The following is a 14,620-nucleotide window of genomic DNA, read 5'->3' on the forward strand; positions in this document are numbered from 1 at the left end:
CCTCCAATTTTCCTAAGTCCAAAATCATTCAAATTGGTTACCGCATCAATAATATAGGTTGAAAAAGTATCCTAGTTGTTGAATGCCCTCCGTTGTGTCCAAAATTATAGCCTAAGGCTTACAATACTGATCATTTGTTTCCCTTAAAACTATGATTAATCATAATCGAACGAACAGTTTTACCTGTAGTGTATACTTCAACAAAAAACATTAATCCACTACATAAAACCATAGCGTTATGAAGTGATTACGTAAAGGTTAAATCTATAAATTTTAAATAATACGGTATAATAGTTGAGCATGGTTTAGGGAATATAAAATCACAATCCTTATGAAAAAAATTTCACTATTTACAATTCTTTTGGTCTGTCTTACCGCCTCGGCCCAAGAGCCCGACGAAAAATTGGTCATTGAAAAAGGAACTTGGAACATTAGGGGCAATGCTTCCATACGTTTTTCAAGTAACGATAACAGACTTAATCTACAGGATTTTGTTTCTGAAAATTCTTTGAATTCATTTACAATTGCCCCCGCTTTTGGCTACTCCCTAAAAAATAATTTGGTCGTGGGTGTAGGTCTACAATATCTCAATCAAAAAACGGAAGGATCTACAACTAGCTTAAATAACACTGACAATTTTAAATCCACCAACAACTCCATAGGATTAGTTCCATATATACGCGGTTTTAAAGGTTTAGGAAAACAACTAGCACTATACCTACAGGGAGAGGCAGGATACAATCGTAATTGGGGAAAAAGTGAACAAAATGGGCAGAGTGAAAATAATGACTTCACTGGAAATAATCTGTTTATAGGTATACGCCCAGGTATTACTTATTTTTTGGGTAAAAAATTGGCTATGGAAGCAAATTACGGCGCATTGGGTTATTCCTTTAACGAGACTGAATACGAGGATGGTAGGAGTACTAAATCAGATAGTTTCAATTTAAACTTGGATGCATCCAATATATTTTTTGGATTGGCTTATTATTTTTGAGCACTAACTTTACAGAAAGCGTCGGATTTAAACTTTGATATCAAATCCGACGCTCTGTAATTTAATATGCTGTTTTATTTTAGAAGACTAAGTCCATTCGATCTGTATCTTCTCCCCACTCTTCGCCGCTTTAAAAATAGCATCGATAATCTTCATGTCCTTGACACCTTCCTCACCATCTATGGGCACAATGGGCTGTTTCCCTTCAAAAATAAGTTCCGCCATACCGTCCATTTGCAAGGTTTGATGAGTGTAATGGGGTTGATCCAATTCTCCTTTGTGGGTTCGTCCTTGAATGGGACCGTAACCGGTGGATGGTTTCATCTCCATCCAGCCCTTGGTACCGGTCATGAAAAATCGGTCCAAATTGTTCATGTTATAGGTAGACAGACAATTGGCCACGGCACCGCTTGGAAATCCCATTTGAAACTGTATCGTCTCATCCACCCCTTCCCTAAACTTCACCGGATCGGTCTTGGTTTCCTGGGCGGTCACCCAGATAGGGTCTTCACCCAGAACATACCTGGCCCCATTTATGGAATAAATACCTATATCCATCATGGCACCGCCACCGGCAAGTTCCTTATCTAACCGCCATTGCGTAGGATCTCCGATAACGAAACCGGACTGGCCCTGAAAAAATTTTGGCTGGCCGAATTCACCATCTTTTCGCATTTGGATGACGTGCACCGTTTTGGGCTCAAAATGCATCCTATAACCGATCAACAATTTTACATTGGCCGCCTTACAGGCATCCACCATTCTTTGTCCTTCCTCGGCATTCACTCCCATGGGTTTTTCGCAAATGACGTGCTTTCCAGCCTTTGCCACCCGAATGGTCTGTTCACAATGCAATCCGTTAGGGGTAATGACATATACGGCGTCTATATCCTTGTTGTCCTTTATCGCATCAAAATTCTCATAATTATAACAGTTCTTCGCGGGAATTTTGTATTTGGATTGCCAATCGGTAATTTTTGATGGGGTTCCACTGATGACACCCACCAATTTAGCCTTTTTACAGTCCAACATGGCTTCCGCTACCCTAGTACCATAGCTTCCAAGTCCCATAATGGCGACCCGAAGCATTGGGCCTTCATATTTTTCCGCAGGAGCGGCGAAAAGGTGGGTCGGGCTATTTAATAACGAAACACCTATTGATGAAATTGCGATATTCTCTAAAAATTTTCTTCTTGATGCCATGATAATCTATTTTAAATCAACCACATAAAAATAATGTTTTTCATACACCTAATACAGGTTCGCTAAATATATCAAAATAAAAAAATGCCGTTTTGGACAATCCAGTATTTGCCCCCAACATTTTGGCAGAAAATACGTTATTATAAAACATCGAATTTCATAGCTTTAACCAAACTAGAAAAAGCGGATATATTTTGATTTTTAAATTATACATGAAATACCCTTTAATTGCATTTCTTTTTTGTTTTATTGGCATCAAAGGATTTACGCAAGAAAGCAAGTCCAGTATAGAGATCAACAATCCGGACCAAAGTACGGTCTGGATCATTCCCCAGGAGGTTTCCTTGGAGTGGACCACCCAAAATATTGGTCCGGAAAAATCGATTCGGTTCTTTTTGGTACGTAATGAAATGGTGGTGCAGGAACTTGGATCCTTCAAGAACAATGGAAGGGCAGACGGGATATCGCTTGCCAAAAACATAGGTTCCGGTAATCAATATCAGGTCGTAGGTATCGAGCTTTTCCCCGATGACAAATACAGCATAGCCAAGTTCGTAACCCCGTTTTTTTCAATTTCCAACAAGGCTTCGGACGAGCGAAAGAAAAAGCACGAACAGGCACAAGAAACGAAACGGGAACCGACCCGAAAGGAAAAGCGCGAAATGAGAAGAAAACAGCGGGATAAAAAAGAGAAAATCGAGACAATATCTTCCAATACGGTCAAGGAAACACAAAAAACGAAAAATGCTCTTAGGGACGAGTTTGAAGGCAGGAAAATCTCCTATACGAAAGAACTCTCCTTTGACAGTGAGAACATTACCATCAAAATTTGGGACCATGGAAGACAGGACGGGGACATTGTATCCATCTACCTCAACGGTTCGCCGGTCGTGTCCAAACACTATTTGACCTATTACAAGCGGGAATTCAAGGTAAAGCTAAACCCCAACAAATCCAACGACCTGTTCCTCTACGCGCACAATTTGGGCGATGCCCCTCCCAACACGGTATCCGTAGAAATATCGGATGGGTCAAAGTCTGAAAACCTGATTTTGAACTCGGACCTTCAAAGTTGTGAAGCGGTGATGATCAGCGTGAACAAGTAGTCTCAAAAGCCCAATTTAATTCTCTTGGAGTCCATAAAGCCAGTGCCCGTCATTTTTGGATAATTTATATGTACTTTTATACAAGTCACGTAAATTATAATGAAACAGATACTTAGGCTTTGGGCAACTATTGAAATTGGGCGTTTTCTAATGAAGCTCATTCCTCTTTTATCTATTCTCTTTTGTACGACAATACACTCCCAAAGGGAAAAGGACTCAGTAGAAATTATAAAGCTATTGGAAAAAGAAGGACTTACCTGGCGAGTGGGTAACAAGGAAGGACATGCCGAATGTTGGGAAGCGACTTCCAATGCAATCAATGTCATGTCCAGACCCGATGGCAGCTTTATTGACGTTCCCGTGTCCATAATGATGGACCCTCCATCAAATATGATCGGTAACGGTGGTTTTGCCTTTCACAGCAATCATAAAATACGTATTGATGGGAATTCTGCAATCGTTGGACATAATGAGGTTTCGGTGGACGTTCAAGGTAAGGAAAGCCTTTCCTATGAAGTCCGTTTTTTGGAAAGGTTCGATGGTGAATGGAAAATGGTTGGCCAATCCATGCATTTCTACGATCATCCACCTGAAAACAAAATAGATACGACTAGCTACATACAAACCGTGGATATTGAAACGGGTCGCATTGAGACGGTTCTTCAAATCAACGAACATTTTGAGGCACCCAACTGGCATCCAGAAGGTTATTTGATCGTGAACAGTAAAGGAAAACTATATACCCTGGACCTTAACACGAAAAAATTGAACCTGCTTGATACTGGTTTTGCAAATAAGTGTAACAATGATCATGGAATTTCGCCAGATAACAAGTGGTTGGCCATAAGCCACAACGATAAAAATAATCCTTCCACCAAATCCTATAAATCGGCAATCTTCATCATGCCCATAAGTGGAGGAACACCAAAGCGTGTAACCACAAAAGTCCCTTCTTACTGGCATGGCTGGTCGCCCAACGGCAAAACCTTGGCCTATTGTGCGGAACGGAATGGGAATTACGACGTTTATACTATTGGCGTAAAAGGTGGCGAGGAAAAAAGGCTTACCACAACAGAAGGATTAGACGACGGACCCGAGTATTCCCCAGATGGAAAATATATTTATTTCAACTCCTACAGGACGGGCCACATGCAAATTTGGAGGATGTTGGCCAACGGAAAAAAACCGGAACAGTTAACATTTGATGAAAATTCCAATTGGTTCCCGCACCCTTCACCAGATGGTAAATGGATCGTATACATAGCATACACGACCGATGAAAAACAAAATCACTTATTTGGAAAACAGGTCAAACTAAGACTGATGGACGTTGAAACAAAGGAAATTCGTGATATTACTCCAGTTTTCTTTGGTGGCCAGGGAACTATCAATGTACCCTCCTGGAGCCCGGACAGTAAGAAATTGGCCTTTGTAAGTTATTCCGTGAATTGAAAACTTAGTGTTAAGTATTGAAATAAAAAAGCCAAGACATGAATCTCGGCTTTCCCCTTTTGTACTGGAGATGGGAGTCGATCTGAAAGGATCATTTCAAGATACTCACTTGCAAGGTGCTTTCTTTCAATATTTTAAACACTTTGCAAGAAATAGAAAAATCCCTACTCTTTAATCCTAAGAGGATAACATTGCAAAGTCTTTATCCCAAACTCATTTTAAGACAGATGCTACAATTTAACCACACAATTTTGTCTTGCAGATTTATAAATCGCCTCAACTACCCTTATGTCCCTTAGACCTTCCTCACCAGGAACCAACATGTTCTGATTGTTCTTAATGGACCAAGCATCCTCATCCATTTGTTTTGCCTGTTGGCTATTGATAGAAAAATTAATTATTGTACCATCAGACATGCTACCTTTATTTCCATTGTAAGATGAATGCGGTTCCATTTTGAGCCAGCCTTTCTCATAATTTACATGTAAATGGTTCATCTGTATTCCAAAACTGGTTTGGCAAGAAGCAAGTGCTCCACTGGGAAACTCTAACTGAAACATCATGGTCTCTTCAACTTCATGGTAAATCTCCGGCCTAGTGGAGGATGCCTGCGCCAATACGGATATTGGTTCCTCCCCAGTAGCCAACCTGGCACCTTGCAATGCATAGACCCCCATATCTCCCATGGCACCTCCACCCAGGTCCTTTTTCTGTTTCCAATGATCTGTCCTTCCATCAAAATATCCGGCCGCCGATGTTATCATTTTGACCTTTCCAAAAGGTCTTTCCTTGGCCACTTTCATATAAGCTTGAATATTGGGGTCATGTTGGCATCTATATCCTATCGCCAGCTTTACGCCATTACTTTTGCAGGCGTTTATCATCGTTGTACATTCTTCTACCGAGGTTGCCATGGGCTTTTCACACCAAACATGTTTCCCTGCATTTGCAGCCCTAACCGTGTATTCCATATGCATTGATGGAGGAAGAACCACATAAATTATATCAATTTCCTCATTGTTGGCAATGGAATCAAAATTCTCATAATTATAAATATTCTTGTCCTGAATACCATATTTTTCCTGCCAAACCGGAATTTTCTCTGGACTCCCCGTAACAATGCCTTTCAGTTCACAATGTTCGGTCAACTGAAGAGCCGGTGCAAGAAGGTCTGTGCTATAATATCCCAATCCTACCAAGGCGACACCCAGTTTTTCTTTATTAGTTCGTGTTGCAGACATTAAAAAACTTGGGGAAAAGCTTGCTGCCGCACCTGCAATTAGCGTATTCTTAATAAAAATTCTTCTCTGGTTCATAATTTACTGTCCTATTTTAAATCAAATTACAAAATAAGATTTGATATCATCTTCAATACTTTAAAATGGTTTTCGACTTATTACTAAACATTCTAAAAAAACATCCTTTACAAAGGACTAGGCGATTTTTACAATAGTGTAAAAATTTAGGAGTCGCTTGGGATAAATTTAGGATTGACATTCCTGTGCAATATTCAAAAGAGCCAATGGAATTAAAAGTAAAAAAGGGTGAATCCTAGCTCGTAATTTCAAAATAATATCTGGCCTCAACCCTCCAATTCAAACCAATAAAATACTATTTTGCATTACCCACTAAAACATTTTCGTAAAAAACCCCCTTTTTAGATGAAAGATTATCAGTTACTTGGAAATTTATTGCTAAAATTGATAATTATACGTTATGTAAGAAAAATTATCGAATTTTCAGCTTGTACTGCCTATTAGAAAACATTTGAAACTATGGTCCATCGGAATTATGTTCAAACAAGTTACCTTATCGTATCCTTCTTTTGCTCCCTAATTCTATCCGCTCAAGAGAAGGAAGCGGCATATAACTTTTTGGCTATAGAAGAATCCATTACCCAAAGAGCAGTTTCCTCAATTGTACAGGACAACCAAGGATTGATATGGATGGGAACCTACGGAGTGGGGCTAAACAAATACAACGGAATAGATATAACTACATATAAGCAGGAATTTGACAATCCCAACTCCCTAAACAGTTCATTAGTCCACACCGCTTACGTTGATTCTTCCGGACTGCTATGGGTGGGTACGGAAACTGGATTGGATGTTTATCAAAAGGAGCTTGATAGCTTCAAACATGTCTCCTTTAATAAAAATGGAACCGTCTTAAACAATATTGTCGTTACATCCATTGTAGAAATAAACCAGAACAGTTTATTAATTGGATCAATTGCGAACGGACTTTTTAAAGTGGATATTCAATCTTTAATGGGATATCCCTTAAAAATAAATGATAACATTCAGACTCCCTCACTTATCAATTGCCTGGTTCAATACGGTGATGAAACTGTTTACATTGGAACGAACAAGGGTCTTTATGCATTTAATGGTGTTGAGGCCACGAAGGTTTTGCTCAAGGAAGATCTCTTTACTCATACTGAAAATGATGAATTGAATATCGAATCGCTCTTTGTAGATGACGAAGGTTCGCTTTGGATGGGAACACATTCCAATGGATTGATAAAATTTTTGGCACCTAATGGAACCGATAGTGAAAAAACAATCGAAACCTTCAATATTACGGATGAGCGCATATTGACCATTGTTCAAGCTCCTGATGATCGGATTCTGTGTGGGACCGAAAATGATGGATTATTCGTACTTTCCAAAAAAGGCGATCTCGTTAAAAATTATCGGTACGATAAATTCGACGGCAACAGTATTAAATCAAACTCTGTATGGTCGCTATTGGTGGATGCACAAGATCGTATTTGGATAGGATATTACAACAAAGGTGTTGGAGTACACGATTACAATTATGATAAATTTCCTGATATACAAAGCATTCCCAATGTTGAAAATTCGTTGCAATCATCTTCCGTAACGGGCATCCTAAAGGATAAGGAAGACAGGCTTTGGATAGCTATGGATGGTGGCGGGATAGATGTTTATGACACTGCAACAAATCAATTTATACATCTTTTAGACCCTAAAAATCCAATAGCCAAGCAATTAAATGCTGACGATGTACAGACCATATTCATGGACAGCCAAGATAACATTTGGGTAGGCACTTGGAATTCAGGCATTTACTTTCTTGAGTCCAACTCAAATGTTTTTGAACATTTCGATAACCAGAGTACTAATGGTGCCTTGAAATCAAATCGGGTCATGAGTTTTTCAGAGGATGCCTATGGTAAAATATGGATTGGGTCCTTCTCAAATGGTTTACATTTCTATAGTCTCGCAGACGGAAAATTTGGTTATGTGGACGATAAAAAGTTCAACGATTTAAAGACAAGCCGTGCGGAAATTCGCAAGGTCATGGTCGATAGAAATAACAACATATGGGTCGCAACCACAAGTGGACTGTTCAAAAGACAGGCCAGTACAAAGGAATCGTTCAATAAAATTGAGTTAAAGCCAGAGCTTATGAATCCAAATGGTCATATGGTCTCGGTAGACGTGATCGTTTCTCTCTTTGAGGACTCTGAGCATAATGTCTGGATAGGTACGGACGGTGCAGGGGTTTGGAAGTACAATACAACCAATAATTTTTTAACGTGGTACAATAAAGAACAAGGATTGCAGCAAGAAACAATTTCAACGATAATCGAATCCAACGATGGAAGATTGTGGATGGCTGGCAACAAAGGACTTTCGTGCTATGATAAAAGTAATCAACAGATTATCAATTATGACATAAATGACGGTCTTCTCACCAATGATTTTAACTTCAATGCCGCCTTTAAGGATGTTGATGGCACTCTCTACTTTGGCAATTATAAGGGTATAAATGAGGTAAGACCTGTTACATTACCTCAGAACATGTACGAACCACAGATATATTTTACGGATTTTAAGGTCTACAACAAATCTGTAAAAATCGACGATAAAAATTCCCCATTAAATAAGGTGATTTCAGAAACCGAACATGTAACACTCAACCACAAGCAAAGTGTTTTTACTATAGAATATATTGGTATAAACTATACAAGGCCAGAAAAAAATCAGTATGCGTATTATTTGGAAGGGTTCGAGGAAGATTGGAATCTTGTGGGCAATAATAGAAGTGCAACATATACAAACCTGTCCCCGGGCAGTTATACCTTTAAATTAAAGGCAGCTAATAATGACGGGGTTTGGAGCAATGAAATAAAAACCCTCTCCTTTACCATTCTAGCCCCCTGGTGGAAAACAAAAATGGCTATAATCCTTTACCTACTAACCATCATTATTTTTTCATCTTGGTTGTACAGACTTGTAAGGGCGAGAATTCGAGAAAAACGTCTCGTCGAATTTGAACGCACCAAACGCAGTCAAGAGGAAGCGCTGAACAATAAAAAAATACAGTTTTTTACAAATATATCCCATGAGTTCAGAACCCCACTGACCCTTATTTTGAATCCGTTAAAGGACATAATGTCAAATACTGGACAGCCGCTTCCAAAGGAAGTAGCGGAAAAACATACCATAATTTACAAAAACGCAGCTAGGCTCAAACGTCTTATTGATGAGCTTATGGATTTTAGAAAACTTCAGTTAAACAAATTTTCCATTAAAGTTTCTAAAATAGGCATTAATGATTTTGTAAAGGAAATTACAGACCACTTCAAAGAAGAGGCTTTATTAAAGAACATTGCCCTATTGATAGAGCGCGATGAGACAACACCCTATCTGTGGAGCGATGCCGGAATGCTCGAAAAAGTAATCTTTAATATACTTTCCAACGCATTCAAGGTTACACCTGAAAATGGTGCCATAACAGTAAGCATTTTCAAATCTTCTACAGATTACTGTTTTAGACTTGTAAATAACAAAACACTGCCATGTTTAGAGATTTCAATTGAAGATACAGGTAGTGGTATCAACCAAGAGGAAGTGAAAAAAATCTTCGATAGATTCTATCAGGTTAAAAATATGAATAGTCAGTATTATGGAGGTACGGGGATAGGACTAGAGGTGGTCAGGAATTTCGTTGAGTTATTGAAAGGAGAAATTATTATAGATAGTGAAGAAGCTGTAGGGACAAAATTTAGAATACTTCTGCCCTTGGGCAATCAACACTTTAAAGAAGATGAACTATTGAAAGATACGGCCAGCGAAAGTATGTTGCCGGATATGGGCTCATTAAAAAAACCTTTGACCCATAAATTTGGAAATAAATCTGCGAAGACAATTTTAATCGTTGAGGACAATGTTGAACTGAGGTCATACCTCAAGCAGGAACTTTCCTTTGACCATAATGTTTTTGAAGCATCTAATGGCCAACAAGCTCTGGATTTGGCAAACAGAAAAATACCTGACCTAATCATAACCGATGTAGTTATGCCAGAAATGGACGGTTTGGAATTCTGTAGTAAGCTTAAAAAAAATATTGCCACAAGTCATATCCCTATTATTATGTTGACCGCCAAGACCATGCCTGATGACATGATAAATGGTGTAAATTCTGGAGCTGATGTATATTTGACAAAGCCTTTTGATATGCGTTTATTAAATTCTTATCTATCCCGTTTGATTGAAAATCGACAAGTTTATATAAGCAAAAATTTGAACGACCCTTCAAAACTTAATTTGTTAGAAAAAACAACTGAATTGGATAAATCCTTTATGAGAAAGGTATTGGACTATTTGAACAAGAATATTGAAAAAGCAGAATTGAACGTTGAACATCTGGCAGAAGATATGTACTTAAGCAGAAGTCAACTGTATAGAAAAATTAAAGCCATGACCGGACTTACCCCTAATGAACTGATTCGCAAGGTTCGTTTGGAAAAGGCGAAAAATATGATAGAAACAGGGTGTGAATCGATTGCCGAAGTAGGGTTCAAAGTAGGTTTTTCTTCCCCATCCTACTTCAGTCGTTGTTTTAAGTCAGAGTTTGGTATCCTTCCTACTGATATTAAAACAAAATAGAAAAATGAACAATCTCTAAACACCCAAATTTTATTAAATAGTAGCATCAGATATACTCTGGGCTTAGCTTCAATGAAATCCATATCCAACCTTGGTTTTAAGGTAGTTCCGTAATACCATAAAATTTTTATACAACATGTTTAGGATACAAAGCCACAAATGTGATATTCTAAGGATTCGATTTCGGTTAGATTTATGGCCTAAATGACCAAATACAATGATTTACATAAATTCTAAAATGATTTGTTCTTCAATTAATAAAGCCGAAGAATTCCGTTCTATTGTGAGACTCGTTTTACAATCCTTCATGTTCGTTATTTTAACATCTCTGATAAGTTGCTCGCAGACAAAGGATGAAAAGCCAGTAAAAGTAAAATCACTAAAAGAAGCTTTTGAAAAGGATTTTTATATTGGCGTAGCTTTGAACGGTAGAATAATAGACCAAAGTGATAGTGCCTCTCTTAGCCTGGTAAAAAGAGAATTTAATAGCATTACCGCCGAAAACATAATGAAATCTTCCATTATCCATCCTCAAAGGGATAGTTTTAATTTTGAATTGGCCGATAAATTTGTTGCATTGGGAAAAAATAACGGCATGCATGTACATGGCCATACCTTAATTTGGCACAGTCAGTTATCTCCTTGGTTTGCAACTATCGAAGACAGCTTAGAATTTAAGGATGCAACAGAAAAACATATCAAGGATTTGGCTCTTCACTTTAAAGGTGTCGTTGACTCATGGGATGTTGTGAACGAAGCCTTAAATGAAGACGGTACACTTAGAAATTCCATTTTTCTTGAGAAAATGGGGGATGAATATCTTCCATTAGCATTTAAGTGGACCTCTGAGGTAGACCCTAATGCAAAGTTATTTTATAATGATTACAACATGACAAATCCTGATAAAAGGCACGGTGCTATCAGAATGATAAAGAAAATCCAGGAAAAAGGAATAAAAGTTGATGGGGTTGGAATGCAGGGACATTGGCACTTGGATTACCCTTCCCTTGAAGAAATAGAAGAAAGCATTTTGGAGTATTCAAAATTGGGGGTCCAGGTAGCAATTACGGAATTGGATATTAGTGTATTGCCAAACCCATGGGATTTGGAAGGGGCCGAAATCAGTCAGAATTTCGAGAACAGCGAAGAGATGAATCCATACACCAAAGTTCTACCCGATTCAATACAAACAAAATTGGCCAATAGATATAAGGACATTTTCAAAATATTCCTAAAACATAGGGATAAAATCAGTAGGGTTACCTTTTGGGGTGTTAATGACGGACAGTCATGGTTAAACGGATTTCCAATTCGCGGTAGGACCAACTATCCTTTACTTTTTGATAGGGAGTTAAAACCAAAGCCAGCTTATTATGGCATAATTGGCCTAAAAGAAAAACTTGACCAATTACAGACAACAAACTAATTTGTAGATTATGAATCCTGATTCACATAAACTATCCATTAAGGAAAAAGTTGGCTATAGTTTGGGAGATTTATCCGCCAACCTTGTGTTCCAAACTTTGGTTACCTACTTGGCGTATTTCTATACGGATATTTATGGATTGGAAACGGATGATGCCTCGGTAATCATATTTGTGGTTGGTATCATTGCCGCATTCGCCTTTAACCCTATTGTTGGTGCACTTGCCGATAGGACAAGGAGTAGGTGGGGAAAATTTAGGCCATGGATATTGTTTACTTCGATACCCTTAGGAATCGTTGCACTTTTAGCATTCAGCACGCCCAATTTTGAATATACGGGTAAGGTAGTCTACGCCGCGATAACCTATACCCTATTACTGTTATTGTATGCGGCCAACAACCTTCCCTATGCCGCTCTTAGTGGAGTTATAACAGGAAGTATGAAGGAGCGCAATAGTATTTCATCCTACCGATTCGTTGCCGTGATGTTTGCGCAATTCTTTGTACAGGTTTTCATGTTGCCAATCATAATGTATGCTGGTGATGGCAATAAAGCGGAAGGCATTGAAACGGTAATGACCTATTTGGCGGTTATTGGGACCATCATGCTATTGATCACCTTTTTTACAACCAAAGAACGTGTTGTCCCTACCCCTGATCAGAAATCTAGCTTAAAGGAAGATTTAGGCGATTTGGTAAAAAACAGACCTTGGATTATAATGTTGGTACTCACCACCTTGGTGTTCATAACCCTTGCAATGAAGGGAGGATCGTACGTTTATTATTTTGAGAACTATGTAGATGCGGCCAGTTTGGCAGAATTTATCGCTCCGCTTTTAAGGGCTCTTTCCAGCATAGGTTTGGACTTTTTTGGGGACGATCCAACTTCTGCAGGGTTTGGACTGTTCAATGCTGGCGGAATTATTTTTATGATTGTCGGGATTTCATTATCAAAACGTTTGGCGGACAAATATGGAAAAAGAGATGTATTTGGTAGTGCATTGTTCGTATCCACTCTATTTATAGCCATTTTCTACTTCTTTTCTTCTACTTCAGTAGAACTTATGTTCCTTTCGCAAATTCTGCACGGGTTTTTCTACGGCATAACCATTCCACTCTTGTGGGCCATGATTGCAGATGTTGCAGATTATTCCGAATGGAAGAACAATAGACGGGCCACGGCCATTATTTTTTCCGCCATGATGATCGGGTTAAAGCTAGGGCTCACTATTGGCGGTTCACTCGTAACGTGGATACTTGGGATTTACAATTACATTCCTAAGAAATTTGCCTCCAACGGTGCTGTAGTTCAACCGGATAGCGCAATCGAAGGTACAAGAATGTTGGTTAGCATATACCCATCCATAGCATTTTTAATGGGAATAGCACTACTATTTTTTTATGAGATTAATAAAAAAATGGAGACCCAGATTGAAAACGATTTAATTAGAAATAGACAAAAATAAATAGCATGCCTGAAGAGAGTTTAGATCAAATAAATTTTGACAAATTGAATGAAAAGGCGATTTCAAGTCCACTAGTAAAGCATATATATACAGCAGACCCTTCTGCTCATTATTATAATGGTAAAATATACATCTATCCCTCACATGATATAGACGCTGGCGAGGCTTTTGACGACTTAGGGAGTCATTTTGCCATGGAAGACTATCATGTCCTATCCATGGATTCCATTGATGGTCCGGCAGTTGATCATGGAATTGCCCTCCATGTAAATGATGTTCCTTGGGCGGAGAGACAGATGTGGGCGCCCGATGCTGCGTATAAAGGCGGTAAATATTATTTGTTTTTTCCTGCAAAGGCCCATGACGGCATTTTTAGGATAGGTGTTGCCGTAAGCGATTCTCCAACCGGCCCCTTCACCCCACAACCGCAAGCTATAAAGAATAGCTTTTCCATAGACCCAGCAGTCTTTGAAGATGAAGATGGAAGCTTCTATATGTATTTTGGTGGTCTTTGGGGCGGTCAATTGCAACGATGGCGAAATGGCTCATTTAATGGTAAAGAACCTGAGAGTCCAACAGCACATCTACCCAATGACGATGAAATGGCACTAATGCCCAAGATTGCAAAAATGACCGATGATTTACTTGAGTTTGCTGAAAAACCTAAAGATGCCTTAATCATTGATGAAAATGGCAATCCGCTTTTGGCCGGGGATAACAAAAGACGATTCTTTGAGGCCGCCTGGTTACATAAATACAAAGGAAAGTACTATTTCTCCTACTCTACTGGCGACACTCATTTTATATGTTATGCCGTTGGTGATAATCCATATGGGCCATTTACCTATAAGGGAAGGATCCTCGAACCGGTTGTTGGTTGGACAACCCACCATTCAATATGTAAAGTAGACGAAAAATGGTATCTTTTCTACCATGATTCCTCATTATCTAAAGGCGTAACCCATCTAAGGTGCGTTAAGGTTGCGGAAATTGAACACCTAAGCGATGGAACCATAAAAACGCTCAAACCTTATAGGGATTGATAATAAT

The 14,620-nt window shown here is 38.8% G+C and carries 9 protein-coding genes; 7 read left to right on the top strand and 2 right to left on the bottom strand.

Features of this window, described 5'->3' with window-relative positions; all coding sequences use genetic code 11:
* The first annotated feature begins 331 nt into the window (after nt 1-331).
* The gene (locus tag PP181_RS00560) at nt 332-997 is read left to right on the top strand and encodes an outer membrane beta-barrel protein (RefSeq protein ID WP_272635574.1); all 666 of its coding nucleotides are present in this window, start codon (nt 332-334) and stop codon (nt 995-997) included.
* 87 nt (nt 998-1,084) lie between these two features.
* Here PP181_RS00560 and PP181_RS00565 read toward each other — a convergent pair whose 3' ends face one another.
* A complete protein-coding gene (locus PP181_RS00565) occupies nt 1,085-2,200 on the bottom strand; it encodes a Gfo/Idh/MocA family protein (protein ID WP_272635575.1) in 1,116 nt (371 codons plus the stop codon).
* Between the two features lie 212 nt (nt 2,201-2,412).
* On the opposite strand from PP181_RS00565, the gene PP181_RS00570 reads away from it, so the two are divergent.
* Both PP181_RS00570 and PP181_RS00575 read left to right on the top strand, forming a co-directional pair.
* Nucleotides 2,413-3,306, top strand: coding sequence for a hypothetical protein (locus tag PP181_RS00570; RefSeq protein ID WP_272635576.1), 894 nt, complete (start codon nt 2,413-2,415; stop codon nt 3,304-3,306).
* Nucleotides 3,307-3,405: 99 nt separating this feature from the next.
* On the top strand, nt 3,406-4,758 hold the full coding sequence (locus PP181_RS00575) for a hypothetical protein (protein ID WP_272635577.1): 1,353 nt from the start codon (nt 3,406-3,408) through the stop codon (nt 4,756-4,758).
* Between the two features lie 230 nt (nt 4,759-4,988).
* Here the strand turns inward: PP181_RS00575 and PP181_RS00580 are convergent, their stop codons facing one another.
* Entirely contained in the window at nt 4,989-6,074 is a 1,086-nt protein-coding gene (locus PP181_RS00580) for a Gfo/Idh/MocA family protein (protein WP_272635578.1), read from the bottom strand.
* Nucleotides 6,075-6,533: 459 nt separating this feature from the next.
* Here PP181_RS00580 and PP181_RS00585 point away from each other — a divergent pair, with 459 nt between their 5' ends.
* The 4 genes from PP181_RS00585 to PP181_RS00600 all read left to right on the top strand — a co-directional run bounded on the left by PP181_RS00585 (nt 6,534) and on the right by PP181_RS00600 (nt 14,613).
* Nucleotides 6,534-10,679, top strand: a complete 4,146-nt coding sequence (locus PP181_RS00585) for a hybrid sensor histidine kinase/response regulator transcription factor (protein WP_272635579.1) — start codon at nt 6,534-6,536, stop codon at nt 10,677-10,679.
* A 307-nt stretch (nt 10,680-10,986) separates the two neighbouring features.
* On the top strand, nt 10,987-12,105 hold the full coding sequence (locus PP181_RS00590; protein WP_272635580.1) for an endo-1,4-beta-xylanase: 1,119 nt from the start codon (nt 10,987-10,989) through the stop codon (nt 12,103-12,105).
* Nucleotides 12,106-12,115: 10 nt separating this feature from the next.
* Nucleotides 12,116-13,570, top strand: coding sequence for an MFS transporter (locus PP181_RS00595; RefSeq protein WP_272635581.1), 1,455 nt, complete (start codon nt 12,116-12,118; stop codon nt 13,568-13,570).
* A gap of 5 nt (nt 13,571-13,575) precedes the next feature.
* Entirely contained in the window at nt 13,576-14,613 is a 1,038-nt protein-coding gene (locus PP181_RS00600; RefSeq protein WP_272635582.1) for a glycoside hydrolase family 43 protein, read from the top strand.
* Nucleotides 14,614-14,620: the final 7 nt, after the last annotated feature.

The organism is Maribacter sp. PR66, from assembly GCF_028464205.1.
Lineage (GTDB): Bacteria > Bacteroidota > Bacteroidia > Flavobacteriales > Flavobacteriaceae > Maribacter > Maribacter flavus.

Excerpts from the sequence above, each read along its gene's own strand:
- PP181_RS00560 (WP_272635574.1), top strand. The coding sequence starts at position 332 with ATGAAAAAAATTTCACTATTTACAATTCTTTTGGTCTGTCTTACCGCC.
- PP181_RS00565 (WP_272635575.1), bottom strand. The coding sequence starts at position 2,200 with ATGGCATCAAGAAGAAAATTTTTAGAGAATATCGCAATTTCATCAATA.
- PP181_RS00570 (WP_272635576.1), top strand. The coding sequence starts at position 2,413 with ATGAAATACCCTTTAATTGCATTTCTTTTTTGTTTTATTGGCATCAAA.
- PP181_RS00575 (WP_272635577.1), top strand. The coding sequence starts at position 3,406 with ATGAAACAGATACTTAGGCTTTGGGCAACTATTGAAATTGGGCGTTTT.
- PP181_RS00580 (WP_272635578.1), bottom strand. The coding sequence starts at position 6,074 with ATGAACCAGAGAAGAATTTTTATTAAGAATACGCTAATTGCAGGTGCG.
- PP181_RS00585 (WP_272635579.1), top strand. The coding sequence starts at position 6,534 with ATGGTCCATCGGAATTATGTTCAAACAAGTTACCTTATCGTATCCTTC.
- PP181_RS00590 (WP_272635580.1), top strand. The coding sequence starts at position 10,987 with ATGTTCGTTATTTTAACATCTCTGATAAGTTGCTCGCAGACAAAGGAT.
- PP181_RS00595 (WP_272635581.1), top strand. The coding sequence starts at position 12,116 with ATGAATCCTGATTCACATAAACTATCCATTAAGGAAAAAGTTGGCTAT.
- PP181_RS00600 (WP_272635582.1), top strand. The coding sequence starts at position 13,576 with ATGCCTGAAGAGAGTTTAGATCAAATAAATTTTGACAAATTGAATGAA.